This is a genomic window from Nonomuraea sp. bgisy101 (genome assembly GCF_057708945.1).
Window position 1 is genome coordinate 79006 of the sequence record NZ_JBYITD010000026.1, and the last position, 15950, is coordinate 94955.

A 15950-nucleotide genomic window follows, 5' to 3' on the forward strand; every position below is an offset into this window, starting at 1 on the left:
TCATCGCTCTCCGGCCAGGTCAGGCTGCCCCGCTGGTTCTGGCTTTCCAGCGAGTTCGGCGAACGCGTCTGCGAGGTGGTCGGCGAGTTCCTCCATGCGAGCGGTGGGGAGCTGCCCGTCGTGCGCGAGGTGGATGACCAGCTCGCCGTCGCTCAGCATGCTGGACACGGCGACCGGTAGCCAGGCGAGCAGCGAACGGTGCTCGACCATGAGCGGCACGGAGCGTATCCACGCGGCACCGCGGCCGACCCGCAGCGCCTCTCCCCCGGTCGCGGTGTGTTCGACCAGGACGGCGGGCTCGGGGAGCGCGCGGATCCGCTCGGTCATCGGGGTGGCCGCACTGAGCTGGCGCAGCATGCCGTACCCAACCCCATCGTTGGGTACGGCATGCAGGTAGTCGGTGGCCGAGGCGAGGGCGTCGTCGGCCCGCTGTCCCTCCGCAACCGGGATCACCGCCGGGTATGAGCTGGTGAACCAGCCGATCGACCGGGACCTGCCATACGGGCGGAAGGGGTTGTGGGTGGCCTCGCCGACCAGCATCAGATAGGCGTCGGCGCGCCCCGTCCACCGGCTCCACGCACAGGCCACCGCGGCGGTGGCAGCGGTTCGGCCCGCCGTACCGCTGATGGCGAGCGCAGGAGCGACGCGGTCCGCTGGCAGCACCCTGCGCAGCACTCCCGGGGGCGAGGGCGAGCTCGATGGTTCGAGTCCCGTGGGCAGGCGGCCGGTGGTCCGGCCGCCCTCCAGCACCGCGGCCCAGTAGCCGGCCTCCGCCGCGACTTCGTCGCTCGTGGACATCTCGGTCAGATGCCTGCTCCACCGGCTCCAGGCGGCGCGGGTGGCGGGGTCCTGGCGAGGGGCCGGCCCGGAGTCGCGCAGCGCGGCGTTGAAGTCCTCCAGCAGTGGGACCGCCGAGGTGTGGTCGTAGGCGAAGTGATGGACGACCAGCGTGAGCAGACCGGTACGGGCGGAGCCCCGGTCGTAGAAGCGCATCCGCAGCATCGCGCCCCTGGCGGGGTTGATGTCTTTCAGCAGCTCGTCCTTGTCGCTCTCCAGCACCGCGAGCTCGGCGCTCTCCCCCATGGCGGGCAGCACCGTGACGTCCAGGACGTCGTGGGGCCGGGCGGTACCCACGTCGATCCGCCATCCCGCGGCGTTGCGCCGCACCCGGTAGCGGAGCGGTTCGTGAAGGTCGAGGAGGGTGGCGGCGGCATGGCGCACCGCGTCGCTCCGTACTCCTGCCGCGATCTCCAGAACCTCCACCACGACGAAGTCCTTGGCGGTGTCCTTCGCGCGGTCCAGCATGCCGTGCATGAGCGGGGTCAGCGGGATCGGCGTCGAGGAGTCCGGGGGCGGGGGGCCGTCCGCCGGCGAAGGCAGCACCCCGGCGGCGAGGTCCCGCAGCCTCGGCCGCTCCAGGACGTCCTGCGGGGTGATCGACAGGCCCGCGCTCTCCGCGCGGGCCGCGACCGCGACGCTCAGCAGGGAGTCCCCGCCGATCTCGAAGAAGTCGTCGTGGGGGTGCACCGATTCGCGGCCCAGCAGCTCAGCCCAGATCAGGCTGAGCGTCCGCTCCGGGTCGGGTGTGCCTTCCGCCGCGGGCAGAAGGGGGGCCGGGCGAGTGGCCATCTCCATCATCCTTTTCCTGTCGGTCTTCGCGTTGGGCGTCTGGGGCAGCCGGTCGTGGACGATGATCCGGCTGGGGACCATGTGCGCGGGCAGTCGTTCCGCCAGCCATCCGCGGAGAGCGCCGGAGTCGAGCCTTGGCTCTCCTGCCACGTGTCCTGCCATGCGTACGGCGCCGCGCGGGCCGGTGTCGGGCAGGACCACGGCCTCCCGCACGCCGGGGTGTTCGAGCAGTACGCGCTCGATCTCGATGGGCTCGACGCGGTAGCCGCGGATCTCCAGTTGCTGGTCGCCGCGGCCTTCGAAGACGAGGGAGCCGTCCGGGCCGAGCCTGGCGAGGTCCCCGGTTCGGTACATCCTGGCCCCCGGGCGATCAGAGAACGGGTCGGCGACGAAGCGGGCGGCGGTGGCGCCGGGGAGCCCGTGGTAGCCGCGGCCGACGGCCGCCCCGCCGATGTACAGCTCGCCCTGTTCGCCTGGCGCGCAGGGCCTGCCGTCGGCGCGCAGGACGTAGGCGGCGCAGTTGTCCACGGGCCGGCCGATGCCTGGCAGGGTGTCGGCCGGATCTGGGGCCACTTCTGCCCAGGTGGCGACGACGGCGCACTCCGTGGGGCCGTAGTGATTGAGTGTGCGGAAGGGCGCGTGTGCCGGAGGGCGCACCCGCAACCTGTCCCCCCCTATGCTCAGCACCCGAAGCCGCAGGCCCGGCACGTCCGGGAGGTCACCCAGCACCATCTCGCCCAGCGGGGCGGCCAGGCAGGCCACGGTGATCTGCTCCCGCGCCATCCAGCGCAGCAGGTCGGCGGGCGGGCGTGCCGCATTGTGCAGAACGTGCAGGGCGGCGCCCTGGGACAGCGCCGAGAGCGTCTCCAGTACGGCGGCGTCGAGGCCGGTGGCGAGAACCTGGGCCACCCGGTCCTGCCGGCCCAGCCCTGTCGTCGCCGCGTACCAGGTGAGCAGGTTGCCGAGGCTGGCGTGGGTGACCTCGCAGCCGTGCGGCCTGCCGGTGGTGCCCGAGGTGTGCGCGATGTAGGCGAGGGAGTCCGGCGGCGGGTCGGGCGGCAGAACGCCCTCATGGACGCGGCCCCCCGCGACGGGGATCACCTCAATTGCCACGGGACGTCGTTGTCCCTCTCCCAGCACGGTGAGTGGGTTGCCGAGTCCGGTCAGCAGTTCGGCCATCCGGGCTTCTGGCAGACCGGTGTCGATCGGCACGAAGGCCCCGCCCGCCTTCAGCACACCCAGCCATCCGGTCACCAGGTCCAGGCCTCGCCCGGCGACGACGGGAACGGGGGTGCCGGCCGTGACACCGGCGGCGACCAGCCGCCGCGCGAGGTCCTCGGCGCGGGAGTCCAGTTCCCCGTAGCTGAGAGTACGGCCTGCTTCTGAGTCGACCACGGCGGGCCGGTCGGGGTGGCTGGCCGCCCACCGCTTCACCGCCCTGTGCACGGACAGCGGTGCGACCGGGCGCTCCCGGCCGCGCAGTACGGACAGCGCCTGGCCGTGCAGTACGGACAGCGCCTGGCCGTGCAGTACGGAGTCGCTGGAGCGCTCCGGCGCCTTGGCGGCGAGTTCGGCCAGCCGGCGGTCCGGGTCGTCCACGGCAGCGCCGACGAGGTCCTGGAAGAACGTGGCCAGTTGCTCCGCGGTCGACAGGTCGAAGAGGTCGACGGCGTACTCCAGGTAGCCCGTCATCGGGCTGTCCGGCTCGTCGTTCAGCCCGATGGTGAGGTCGACCTTGGAGGTGCCGGGCGCGACACCGCCAATCGTGCCGCCCGCGGGCGCCAGGTCGAGCGAGGCCGGTGCGCTGAAGTGCCCGGCGGTGTTCTGGTGTATGTAGGAGACGGTGAACACGGGATGCCGTGACGGATCCCGGCGTCCGCCCAGATCCGCGACGATCTTCCCGAACGGAATCTCCTCATGGTCCAGTACGCCTGCCACCGTCTGTGCGCAGCGCCGTACCAGCTCACGGAAGGTCAGGTCCTCGTCGACGCGGGTACGGAAGGGCAGCCCGTTGTTGAAATACCCGATCATTTCGTGGGTGTCCGGGTGGGAGCGGCCCGAGGTGGCACCCCCGACCACGACGTCCTTCTGGCCGGCCCACAGGTGCAGCAGCGCGTCCACGACGGAAAGCATCGTGACGAAGGTGGTCACGCCCTCCTGCCTGCTGAACTCGCGGAGCGCCAGGGCGTGTTCCGCGGAGAGGCTGAACGGCAGCAGGGCGCCCGCATGGGTCTCGACCACAGGGCGCGGCCGGTCCAGCGGTAGCTCGGTGGTCCGCAGGTCGGCCAGTTCCTCGCGCCAGAACCGCAGTCCCCGCTCCAGCCGATCGCCGGTCAGCACCTCGCGCTGCCAGGCGGCGAAGTCACCGTATCCGCAGGTGAGTTCGGGCAGCGTGGCAGGTTGTCGGGTCAGCCGGGCGGTGTAGTAAGCGCCGAGGTCGCGGAAGAACACGGTGGGCGACCAGCCGTCGAAAACGATGTGGTGCCACGTGCAGAGCAGGATGTGCTCGTCGTCGGCCACCTGCAGCAGAGTTGTGCGGAGGAGGGGGCCGGACGACAGGTCGAAGGGGGCGATGGCCTCGTCGTGGGCGAGCCGGCGGGCCTCCGTCTCAGGGTCCACCGATCCACGCAGATCGACCACGGTGAGAGCGGGGGCAGGGGCGTCGAAAAGCACATACGGGCGGCCCATGTCGTCCAGGACGCGGGTGCGCAGCACCTCGTGCCGCGCGACCACGTCGAGCAAGGCGGCCCGGAGCGCCTCGTGGTCCAGTGGGCCGCGGTGGCGCAGGTCGCCGGGGATGTTGTAGAGCGGTCCCGGCGAGGCCAGCCGATCGAGGTACCAGAGTTGTTCCTGGTTGTACGAGAGCGGGATCCGGGCCCCCGCGGGCAGCCTCGCGATCCTTCCGTCCGCGGGGGTTTCGCCCGGGGCTGTCAGGCGGGCGGCGATCAGGCCGGCCATCTCCCGTACCGTGCGGTGCTCGTAGAGGTCGGCGAAGGTGGGCCTGACACCGAAGCGGCTCTCGGACTCGCGGAGGAAGGTGATGCCCGCGATGGAGCTGCCGCCGAGGGCGAAGTAGTCCGAATCCGGGCCGATGTCGGGGGCTTTGAGGATGTGCGACCAGATGTCGGCGACCCCGCGCCGGATCTCCGCCGCGTCCGCCGCGTCCGGTGCCGGGCCGGACGCCGTGACCGTGGTGTCCTCCGGCGGCCGGTACCAGCAGGAGTCGGGTTCGAAGGGGTACGTCGGGACCTCGGTGCGGCGGATTCCCGCGCCCTCGTAGTGGCGGTCCCAGTCGATGGTCGCCCCCTGCTCGTAGAGCCGTGCCAGGGCGTCCAGCACACAACCGCCGCTGAGGAAGGGGAGCACGGTGAGTTCGGGCGCGAGCTCTCTGATTCGGCGTGACAGGACGCCGTCGCCGCCGAGCTCCAGCAGAAGGACGCCGTCCCGGTCGAAGTCCCGTACGGCCCTGCGGAGTCCGGCGTCGTCGACGTCCGCGGTGCGCTCCAGGTGCGTCGCGTCGCGCCAGGCGTCCTCGGGCGATATCTGCCCCCGGATGACCTGTACCGCGAGATTTCCCGGTCCGGAGCCCACCAGCCTGCCGGTGTCCAGCCCCAGGGACCTGGCCAAGCCGTACAGGGCTAGGTGCCGCCTCAGCAGGACCTGAGCGCCGCGGTCGCCCGCTCCGAAGAGCCGGTCCTCCTCGTCGGCGAGCGCGGGAAAGTCCTTACGCAGGGTGTGCCAGAGCGCGTCGCCCGTCGCCGTGTCGCCTACGTCGCCGTCGCCCGAGAACAGCAGGACGAGTGGCGGCGCCCGATCCGGAACCGGCTGCGTGGGCGGCTGAGCGCCGAGCAGCGCGTCGGCGAACTCTGGGAGGTCTCGCACCGCGAAGGCCCGCCGCCACGGGTGATCGTCGCGCCCCCGGTTGAGCGCGTGGGCGACGGTGGCCAGGTCGTCGTCCGTGGTCTTCAGGAATTCGCCAAGGCTCCGCGCGTACCGGACGTAGGCCTCCGGGGAGGCGGCCGAGAGGGTGACCAGTTCGGCGGCCGGGCGGACGCGGTCCGAGCGCGGCCGGGGCCGGGACTGCTCCTCCACCACGGCGTGCACGTTGGTCCCGGTCAGGCCGAAGGAGCTGACACCGGCACGGCGCGGGCCACCGTCCGGCGCGGACGGCCACGGCTGCCGATCGACGGACACTCTGACCGGTTCCTCCGGGACGAGTGACGGGTGGGGGGTGCGGAACCCGGCGGTCGGGTAGAGCGTGGCGTGCCGCAACCCGGCCAGGACCCGGAACAGGCCCGCCATGCCCGAGGCGTGGTCGAGATGGCCCACGTTGCCCTTGGCACCGCCGATCAGCACGGTCCTGCCCGCGCCCTCCAACGCCTGGCGCAGCCCGCCCACCTCCACCAGGTCACCAAGCGGCGTACCGGACCCGTGGCACTCGATGTACCCGGCGTCGGACACGGACAGACCCGCGTCCCGCCAGGCGGCGGTGAGCAGTTCGCTCTGGGCGTCCTGGCTGGGTGCGCTGAGGGCGGTGGCCCGGTAGCCGTTGTGGTTGACCGCGACGCCGCGCAGCACCGCGTGGACGTGATCTCCGTCGGCGACGGCGGCCGCGAGTGGTTTGAGCAGGACGAAGCCGCCGCCTTCACCGCCCACGGTGCCGTCGGCATCGGCGTCGAACGGGCGGCAGACGCCGCTGGGGGATTCGATGCCGGGCAGCGGATCGTACTGAGCGGCGGGCCGCAGCAGCGCCTGCACGCTGAGCCCGCCCGCGATCGCCAGGTCCGCCCGCCCCGCGCGGAGCTGCCCCACCGCGTCGGCGAGCGCGGCCAGGCTGCCGCTGCACGCGGTGTCCACCGCGAGCACCGGGCCCGCCAGGTCCAGCAGGTACGCGACGCGGGCGGCAGTCGCGGCGGGCAGGGTCCCGAGGATCTGCTGCGGGTCGTCCTCGCTGAACAGGGTGGCGTACTCGGGGCGGGGCGCGCTGAGCACGACCGCCGTGCGCGTCCCCCGCAACGAGCGGGTCGCGTACCCGGCGTTCTCCACGGCCCGGTGAACCAGTTGGAGTGTGAGCCGCTGATGCGGGTCCATCAGCTCGGCCTCGCGCCGGGAGATGCCGAAGAACCGGTGGTCGAAGAGGTCGATACGGTCCAGATACCCGCCCGGCACGTAGGCGGTGCCGACGTCGCCGCCCGCGTGGCGGACCCTTTCGTCGGCCGGCTCACAGAGTCTGCTGTGCCCGGCGCCCAATCCGTCGTGCAGGGCGTCCAGGTCGTCGGCGCCCGGCAGGGACAAGGCCACTCCGATGATCGCCACCGCGTCCCGGTTCATGTCGTTACCTCGCCTCACAGTGCGTAGTCGCGTTCGTGATCGGTTCCGGTGGGCTGTTTCAGCAACTTCGCCATGGCCTCGACCGTGGAGTGCTCCAGGAGCGCGGCCACCGGTACGGGTACGTCGGCGATCGCGGTGAGCCGCTGCGCGAGCTGCATCAGAGTCAAAGAGGTGCCCCCGGCCTCGAAGAACTTCTCCTGAACGCCGATGTCGTCGGCCTCGCGTTCCAGCACCCGCGCCCACACCTCGGCGACCTTCTGTTCCGCGTCGTCCCGCGCGGCGCGGTGCTGGACGGGCGGAGCCTCGCCGAGGTCGCGCGTTTCCAACGCGCGCCGGTCGACCTTGCCGTTCGCGGTGTACGGCAGCGCGCGGTGCAGCCTGACGACATCAGGGACCAGGTACGGCGGGAGCCTGCGGGCCAGGTGTTCCCGAAGCTCAAAGACGCTCGGAGCATTGCCCGCCACGGGTACGACATGGGCCACCAGCCTGCGTCCCTGCGCCTCCCCCACCGCCACGACGGCGGCCTGGGCCACCGCGTGGTGGCGGGTCAACTCCCGTTCGACCTCGCCGGGTTCGACCCGGTACCCCCGGACCTTGACCTGATCGTCGGCCCTCCCACGGAAGACCAGCCCCCCACCGGGCAGGCGCCTCGCCAGGTCCCCTGTCCGGTACATCCGGGCTCCCGGCGGCCCAAAGGGGCAGGCCACGAAGCGCTCGGCCGTCAGCGCGGACCGCCCGACGTACCCTCGCGCGAGCCCCTGTCCGCTCAGATAGAGCTCGCCGGTCACCCCGTCGGGTACGGCCCGCAGCCGCTCGTCGAGCACCCAGGCGCCGGTGCCGGGGATCGGTTCGCCAATCTCCGGTTCCCTGGTGCCGTCCAGCCGCGCGCTGATCGTCGCAGCGACGGTCGATTCGGTCGGGCCGTACCCGTGGAACATCACGCGCTCCGACGCCCAACGGGCGGCGACCTCACGCGAACAGGCCTCGCCCACGGCGAAGAGCACCAGTCCTGGCGGAAGGCTGCCGGGGGGCAGCACGGCCAGGACCGCGGACGGCAGCGTCGCATGGGTCACCCGGTGCTCGGCGATGGTTCGCGCCAGGGGTGGCCCCGCCAGCAGGTCCTCCGTGGGGGCGAGCACCAGCGCGGCCCCGTTGCAGAGCGCCGTGGCCGTTTCCCAGAAGGCCCCGTCGAACCCGCCCGCGGCGAAGTGCAGCACCCGGTGCCCCGGACCGATGGGAGCGGAGCGGGCGGCCCCCGCAAGCATTCCGGTCACCCCGCGATGGGTGACCGCGACGCCCTTGGGACGGCCCGTCGACCCCGACGTGTAGATGACGTAGGCGAGGTGGTCGGGCAGCATCTCGACCTGCGGCGGCTCCACCGGGTACGCCGCGAGCCGGCCCGCGAGGACATCGAGGTGCAGGACCGGTATCTCCGGCGGGCACCAGTCGACTGGCGTCGCCCGGTCGGTGAGGAGCAGGGTCACGCCGGTGTCGGTCAGCATCGTGCGGAGTCGTTCGCCGGGGTGCGCGAGGTCCAGCGGAAGGTGAGCGCCGCCTGCTTTGAAGATCGCCAGCAGAGCGACCGTGTGGCGCATGCCCCTCGGCAGTGCCAGGGCGACCGCCCGGTCCGGGCCGACGCCGTACAAGCGCAGGTGGTGGGCGAGCTGGTTGGCCCTGCGGTCCAGTTCGGCATAGGTCATGACCTGCGTACCCTCGCGGAGGGCGGCTGCCCAGGGGGTTCGCGCGGCCTGCTCGGCGAAGAGCTCGTGCGTGCACCGCGCGGGTGGTGCGGCGGGAACCGGCCGGGGCGGCTCGCTGGGCAAGGACACTTCGGCGACCTGCCGTTGGCCGGGTGCCGAGAGCTGCGCCAGCAGTGCGCGCAGTTGGCCCGCGAGCCGCCGCGCCGCACCCTCGTCGAACAGCGCGCTGTCGCAGCGCACCTCCAGCACCAGGGTGGATTCGGTGCGCACGAGCAGGGACAGCGGGTAGTTGGTGGCGTTGGCGGTGTCCAGGGCGGTGACCCGCAGGCCGCCGACGGCCAGCGTGGTGGGGTCGACCGGCAGGTTGTCGACATTGATCGCTGTGTCGAAGAGCGAAGTGCCCGGTGCGACCGAGGTGTGGGCGCGTTGTTCTGACAGCGGGTAGGTGTCGTGCTGCCGGGCCTCCGCCTGCTCGGACTGCACCCGGCGCAGCCAGTCCCGCACCGTGGCGGCCCCGTCGATCCGTATCCGTACCGGCAGTGTGTTGATCAGCGGCCCGATGGTGGACTCCACGCCGTACGGCTCCGGCCCGCGATGCGCCACCGTGGCGCCGAAGAGGACGTCGTCGGTTCCGCTGTGCCTCGCCAGCAGGAGCGCCCAGGCTGCCTGGATCAGGGTGTTGACGGTGAGCCCGCTGCTCCGGGCGAAGTCCTGGAGTCCCAGGTGCGCGCTCTCCTCCAGCCGTTCCAGGTGCACCATGTCGGGGCCCGGCCTGCGCCCCGGTGCGGGGGCTCCGGCGTACGGCAGGGGCGTGGGGGCGGGGAATCCGGCCAGGGCCCGGCTCCAGTAGGTGCAGGCGGCGGTCAGGTCCTGGGCTTCGAGCCAGTACACGTAGTGGCTGAAGGGGGTACGGGCGGGGAGGTCGGGGGTGCGCCCCGCCGCCAGGGCCGCGTGGGCGGCGAGCACGTCGCGCAGGACCTCGGTTATGCTCCAGCCGTCGAGGAAGAGGTGGTGGCAGGTCCACAGCAGCCGTACCTCGTCGTCGGCCGTTCTGACCACGGTAAGCCGCAGGGGCACCTCCCGGCGCGGATCCGGCGGGTTCGCCTCCAGGTGCCCCCATCCGGAAAACCAGTCGACCGGGAGGGCGAAACGCGGCTGCACCCGCTGCACGGGTCCGGCGTCCTCGTCCTCCTCCACGGTGCTGCGCAGCGCCGGGGTGCGGTCGACCACGAACTGCCAGGCGCGTAAGAGGAGGTGCGGGTCCGTGACTCCGCTGATCGTGACGTCGATGCGCCGGGCGTAGACGTCCGGCGCCCCCTCCGCGGCCAGGGCGTGGTACAGCAGTCCGCTCTGGAGTGGGGTGAGGGGATAGCGATCGTGCTCCGCAAAGCTCGATACGGGTTCCAGGTGCGCCCGCGGGGCGTCCCGCGCGAGGGCGCGGATGGTCGGCCGGGTGAAGACGTCCTTCGGCGTCAGGGCGAGACCGGCGGCGCGGGCAGCGGTGGCGAGCCGGACGCTGGTGAGGGAGTCGCCGCCGAGGTCGAAGAAGTCGTCGTCGATGCCTATCTCCTGGACGCCGAGCACCTGCGACCACACCGAGACGAGGGCGTGCTCCGCCGGGGTCGAGGGCGCGGCGTACGCGGGTTCGCCCCGCCGCGCGTCCTGCGGCTCGGGCAGGGCGCGCAGGTCGACCTTGCCGTTGGGGGACAACGGGATGGCGTCGAGGACCTGGAACACCGAGGGGATCATGTAGGCGGGCAGCAGGGTCTCCAGGTGCCGGCGTAGCGCGGTGGTGGTGGGCGCGGGCCGCCCGGGGACGGGGACCATGTAGGCGATCAGCCGGTGGGGTTCCCCCGTTCGGGCGGTCACCGCCGCCTCGGCAAAGGTGGTCACCGCGGCCTCGGCTAGGTCGGGATGGGCGGCCAGGGCAGCGGTCACCTCGCCGGTCTCCACCCGGTAGCCGCGGATCTTGACCTGGTCGTCGCCCCGGCCGAGGAACTCCAGGACGCCGTCGGCCCGGCAGCGCACCAGGTCGCCGGTCCGGTACATCCGGCTGCCCGGCTCACCCCAGGGGTCGGCGACGAACCGTTCCGCGGTGCCGTACGGGCTGCCATGGTAGCCACGGGCGAGTCCGGCACCGGCCAGATACAGCTCGCCTGTCACGCTCGGGGGGACGAGGTTCAGGTTGCGGTCCAGCACGTAATGCCGTACGCCGCGTACGGGTTTGCCGATGGGGACGACGCGTTCCGGTTCCTGCTCCACGGCGTGGGCGGTCGCGCACATGGTGGTCTCGGTCGGGCCGTACAGGTTGGCGAAGGGGTGGACCGCGCGCCACCGACGGGCGGTGTCCGCGGGGCACACGTCCGCCGCCGAGCAGACGAGGTCCAGGCCGGGCAGCGACGCCGGGTCCAGGAGCGCGAGCAGCGCGGGGGGCAGCATCAGCACGGTGACGGAGTCCTGCCGGATCCGCTCGGCGAGCAGCGCGGGGTCCTCGTACTCCTCGGGCGTGCTCATGCAGACGGTCGCCCCGGTCAGCAGCGGCATCAGCGCCTGCCAGATGCCGCCGTCGAAGGCGAAGGGCAGGTGCTGGAGCATCCGGGCGCCCGGCCGCAGCCCCAGGGTCGTCCGGCTGTCGGCGGCCAGGTTGCCGACTCCGGCGTGCGGGACGAGCACTCCCTTAGGGCGTCCTGTGGAGCCTGAGGTGTACACCGCGTAGGCCAGGTTGCCGGGCAGGGCGCGGTGCGCGGGCAGGGTGGATGGGCAGGCGGCTGCCTGGTCCGGGCAGACCACGGTGGTGAAGGTGTCGGGGAGCCGTAGCAGGTGCCGTTCCCCGGCGAGCAGCACCCGGGCGCCGCTGTCGGCGACGATGTCGGCGATGCGGCTCGTGGGCTGTGCGGGGTCCAGGGGGAGGAAGGCGCCGCCGGCCTTCAGTACAGCGAGCGCGGCGACGAAGAGGTCGGGGTCGCGGTCCAGGCAGAGCGCCACCATGACGTCGGGGCCGACCCCCTGCGCGATGAGATGGTGGGCGAGCCGGTTGGCCTCGGTGTCGAGTTGGGCGTAGCTGAGCTGCCGCTCCCCGCACACGACGGCGATGCGGTCGGGCCCCTGGAGGACCTGGGCGTGGAAGAGGTCGTGTACGCAAGCGTCGTCCATCCGCTTCTGAGGGGAGCTCCAGGAGGCCAGCAGCCGGTTCTGCTCGTCGCCGGTGAGCAGGGGCAGGCGGGCCGGGGTGCTGGTGGGATCGTCCGTGATGCCGGTGAGCAGAGTCTCCAGCCCGTCGGCCATCCGTTGGATCGTCGCGCGGTCGAACAGGGCCGTGTTGTAGAGGAGGTCGACGGTCAGGCTGTCGTCGCACTCCTGGAACTCGACGGTCAGCGGGAAGGCGGCGCGCACCGGGGGCGTGTCGACGTCGCGGACGCGGAGGGGGCCGAAGCGGCGGGCGCGGGCGGGGGCGTTGCGCATGACAACGAGGGTTTCGATCAGCGGGGTGCGGTCGGCGTCGCGGGCGGGGGCCAGCGCCTCGACGAGCCGGTCGAACGGGAGATCGGCGTTCTCCGCCGCGTCGAGCATGGCGTCGCGTACGTCGGTGAGCAGCTCGATGAACGGCCTGTCGTCGGTCACCTGCGTGCGCAGGACCAGGGTGTTGACGAAGAACCCGATCAGGTGGTCGGCCTCGAGGTCCTCCCTGCCGGAAGTCACCGTTCCCGACACGATGTCGGACTGCCCGCTGTGGCGGGCGAAGAGAATCTGGCAGGCGGTCAGCAGGGCCTGGAACAGGGTGGCGCCGTGCTGGTGGGCGACGGTGCGCAGGCGGCCGGGGATTGGGCCGGGGATCCGGTGCCGTACGCGTGCGCCCTCGGTGCCGGTGTGCGGGGTCCTGGCGCGGTCGGTGGGGAGTTCCAGCGGGGGCGCCGCGTCGAGTCGCCGTCTCCAGTAGGCCAGTTGCGCGTCCGCGGTGCCGTCGTCCAGTCGTTTCCGCCGCTGGATGCCGTAGTCGGCGTACGTCAGCGGCAGGACGGGCAGGTCGAGCCTTTCCCCGGTGTAGTGCGCGCCCAGCTCGGAGAGGAGGATCTCGTACGACCAGTCGTCGGTGATGAGGTGGTGGGCACTCAGGGAGAGGATGTGCTCGGTCGGGGTCAGCCTGACGAGCCTCGGTCGGAGCAGGGGGCCCTGGGAGAGGTCGAAGGGGTGCAGCAGTTCGGTGCGCAGGAGATCTCGCACCGCCTGCTCCTGCTCGGTTTCTGGGATTCCCGTGAGGTCGGTCCGTTCTGCCGCGATCGGCCCTGGAGGGTGCACCGTCTGTGTGCCCCGGCCTGTCGCATCGGCCGCGAACGTGGTGCGCAGTGGTTCGTGGCGGGCCACGACCTGGGAGAGGGCCCGGTCCAGCGCGTCGGGGTTCAGCCGGCCTGTGAGGCGTACGGCACAGCCGACGTTGTAGTCCACGCCGGGCGCGTAGCAGTGCAGGAACCACAGCCGCTGCTGGACAGGCGCGAGCGGCATGATGCGCGGCCTCCCGGCCGGCACGTCCGTCGGCTCTGCGGCGGGGGCCGCGGATGCTGGATGTCCGGGCAGTACCTGGGCGAGCGCCGCGACGGTGCGGTGTGCGAAGAGGGCACGTACCGGGAGGTTGACGGCCAGGGCCGCGCGGACTCTCCCAACCAGCTGTGTGGCATGCACCGAGTCGCCGCCGAGGGCGAAGAAGTCCTCGTCTACCCCGACCTGTGCCAAGCCGAGCACTTCCGCCCAGAGCCTGGCCAGCGTCCGTTCGCGGTGGTCACGGGGCGCGGGGCCGTCGGCTGGGGTGGAGGGCGGCGCGTCGGGGAGGGCCTTGCGGTCGACCTTGCCGTTCGGCAGCAGCGGCAGCGACTCCAGCGGGACCAGGACTGCGGGTACTGAGTGCTCCGGCAGCTGCCGACGGAGGAAGGCGAGCAACTCCTCGGGGTCGACTGTTGCGGGGTGGGCGGGGACCAGGAAGCCGACGATGCGTCGGGGGCCCTGGCCTCCGCCGCCGCGGACGGCCACCGCCGCGGCGGCGACGTCTGGGTGGCGTACCAAGGTGTTCTCGATCTCCCCAGGCTCGATGCGGAACCCGCGGACCTTCATCTGCTCGTCGCTCCGGCCGAGGAACTCCAGCACCCCGTCCGGCCGCCTGCGGGCCAGGTCGCCGGTTCGGTAGAGGCGTGCGCCCACGGCCCACGGATCGGCCACGAACCGCCGCGCGGTCTCCCCCGGGCGGCCGTGGTAGCCACGGGCGACGCCGGGCCCGCCGATCCACAGCTCCCCGCTCTCGCCGTCCGCCACCGGGCGCAAATGCGCATCCAAAAGGTGCGTGGTGGTGCCGGGAACGGGCAGTCCGATCGGGACCAGAGGACTGTCCTCCGAGTCCTGGCGGCCAGGGAAGAACGCGCAGGAGTCCACGGTGGTCTCCGTGGCCCCGTAGGCGTTGACGACGGTGGTGCCGGGCGAGAGGAGGCCCAGAAGTTCCCGGCAGTCCTCGGCGAGCCAGCCCTCGGAGCCGACGGACACCAGCTTCAACGGAGGCAGGAGCCGCCCACGCGCCACCGCCTCCCTGCCCAGCGCCTTGGCCATGCTCGGCACCAGCTCGACCGCGTCGGCCCGCTCCGACTCCAGGAGGTCCAGGAGCCTCGCGGGGTCGGCGACGGTGTGTTGGGGCGCGATGACGATCGTTCCGCCCGCGAACACCGAGCGGAGCAGGTCGGCGAGGAAGAGGTCCACCGAGAGGCTGGTGGTCGACACGAAACGCAGCTTGTTACGACGCAGCCCGTGAAGGGCCTCCCACGCCTCGAACACACTGCACAGCCCTCGGTGTTCGACCACGACGCCCTTGGGCGTGCCGGTCGAACCCGAGGTGTACATCAGGTAGGCGGCCGACTCCGGCAGCGGGCTGGTGATCGAGACGGCGGGCTCGGGGGCCGGGTCGAGGAACACCGGCGCCGGGCCTCCAGCCGGGAGACGCCCCGCGAGTCGCGAGCGGGTGAGCACGAGGGAGATCCCGGAGTCGGCCGCCATCAGCTCCAGCCGGTCGCGCGGGTACGCGGGGTCCAGCGGCACGTACGCCCCACCGGCCTTCAGAATGCCGAGCACGCCGACGGCCATGTCGGCTTCGCGCTCGACACAGAGCCCCACCAGCACCTCGGGCCCGACACCGCGCCGGGCAAGCCGCCTGGCCACCTCGTCGGTGCGCCGGTCGAGTTCGGCGAAGGTCAGCCGCTGCCGCCCGGCGACGACGGCGGTCTCCTCAGGGGTGAGCGCGACCTGCTCCGCGAACAGTTCGGTCAGGGTCATGCTGGGTCTGCTCCTCGCACTCCAGGTCGAGCGCGCCGGGACCGTAGATCTCCTGGACCCATCCGCGCTGGTAGACCGAGTCCAGGTACCGCTCCCCCAGGTCGGGCGCGATGGCCACCGCGGTCAGGTCCGCGTACGCGGGATGCTCCGCGAGCCACCGCATCGCCCCGCTGATCACGGTTCCGGTGGACCCGCCGAACAGGAAACCCTTACGCGCCAGGCGGTGGCAGGCCCGGATGGTGTCCGCCTCCGGCACGTGGATCACATCGTCGATGTACGACTCGTCGAGCAGCGGCGGGCGGACGCCGGTGCCCAGCCCGGGGATCATCCGGGTCAGCGGCGGCCCGCCGAAGGCCACAGAGCCGACCGCGTCGACCGCCACCACGGTGGCCTCCGGCCGGTGCTCCGTGAAGTACCTGGCGCAGCCCATCAGCGTGCCCGTGGTCCCGGCGCCGACGAACAGCACGCCGAGGTCGGGGAACCGCTCGGCGACGGCGGGCGCGGTCCAGCGGTAGTGGGCCTGCCAGTTGGCCGGGTTGGCGTACTGGTTGAGCCAGAGGTAACGGTCGTCCGACTCGCACAGCTCACGCACGTACCGCAGCCGCGCGCCGAGGAAGCCGCCGTCCAGCGCGGGCTCCACCACCGTGTACACCCGGGTGCCCAGCGACTCCATCAACTGCTTGGTCGCCAGGTTGCACCGGGTGTCGGTCACGCACACGAACGTGTAGCCCCTGCTGGCCGCCAGGATGCTCAGGGCGACGCCGAGGTTGCCCGACGAGGACTCCACCAGGATCGACCCCGGCCGCAACCGGCCACTGCGCTCGACCGCCGCGACCATCTCGCGGGCGACCTTGAGCTTGATCGAGCCAGCGAAGTTGAACCCCTCGCACTTGAGGTAGAGCCTGCGGCCGAAGGTCTCCTCGAGGTCGACGTACAGATCCTCCTCGTGGTAATCCTGCGGTTCGACGATGATCGGCACCGCTC

The 15950-nt window shown here is 72.2% G+C and carries 3 protein-coding genes; all 3 read right to left on the reverse strand.

Annotated features, from left to right (window positions below):
* From AC3EO4_RS38570 to sbnA, 3 genes are read right to left on the reverse strand one after another with little or no spacing between them, the layout of a single operon-like run.
* Positions 1–6960, reverse strand: a complete 6960-nt coding sequence (locus AC3EO4_RS38570) for an amino acid adenylation domain-containing protein (protein WP_431900389.1) — start codon at positions 6958–6960, stop codon at positions 1–3.
* A gap of 14 nt (positions 6961–6974) precedes the next feature.
* Positions 6975–14966: a non-ribosomal peptide synthetase gene (locus AC3EO4_RS38575; RefSeq protein ID WP_431900391.1), complete on the reverse strand. Its 7992-nt coding sequence runs from the start codon at positions 14964–14966 to the stop codon at positions 6975–6977.
* On the reverse strand, positions 14920–15945 hold the full coding sequence (gene sbnA / locus AC3EO4_RS38580; protein WP_379575658.1) for a 2,3-diaminopropionate biosynthesis protein SbnA: 1026 nt from the start codon (positions 15943–15945) through the stop codon (positions 14920–14922). Before sbnA ends, AC3EO4_RS38575 begins: the two co-directional genes overlap by 47 nt.
* Positions 15946–15950 lie beyond the last annotated feature (5 nt).

What these genes read in the sequence shown, in the direction of transcription:
- AC3EO4_RS38570 (WP_431900389.1), bottom strand. Translation starts at nt 6,960, where the DNA reads ATGAACCGGGACGCGGTGGCGATCATCGGAGTGGCCTTGTCCCTGCCG.
- AC3EO4_RS38575 (WP_431900391.1), bottom strand. Translation starts at nt 14,966, where the DNA reads ATGACCCTGACCGAACTGTTCGCGGAGCAGGTCGCGCTCACCCCTGAG.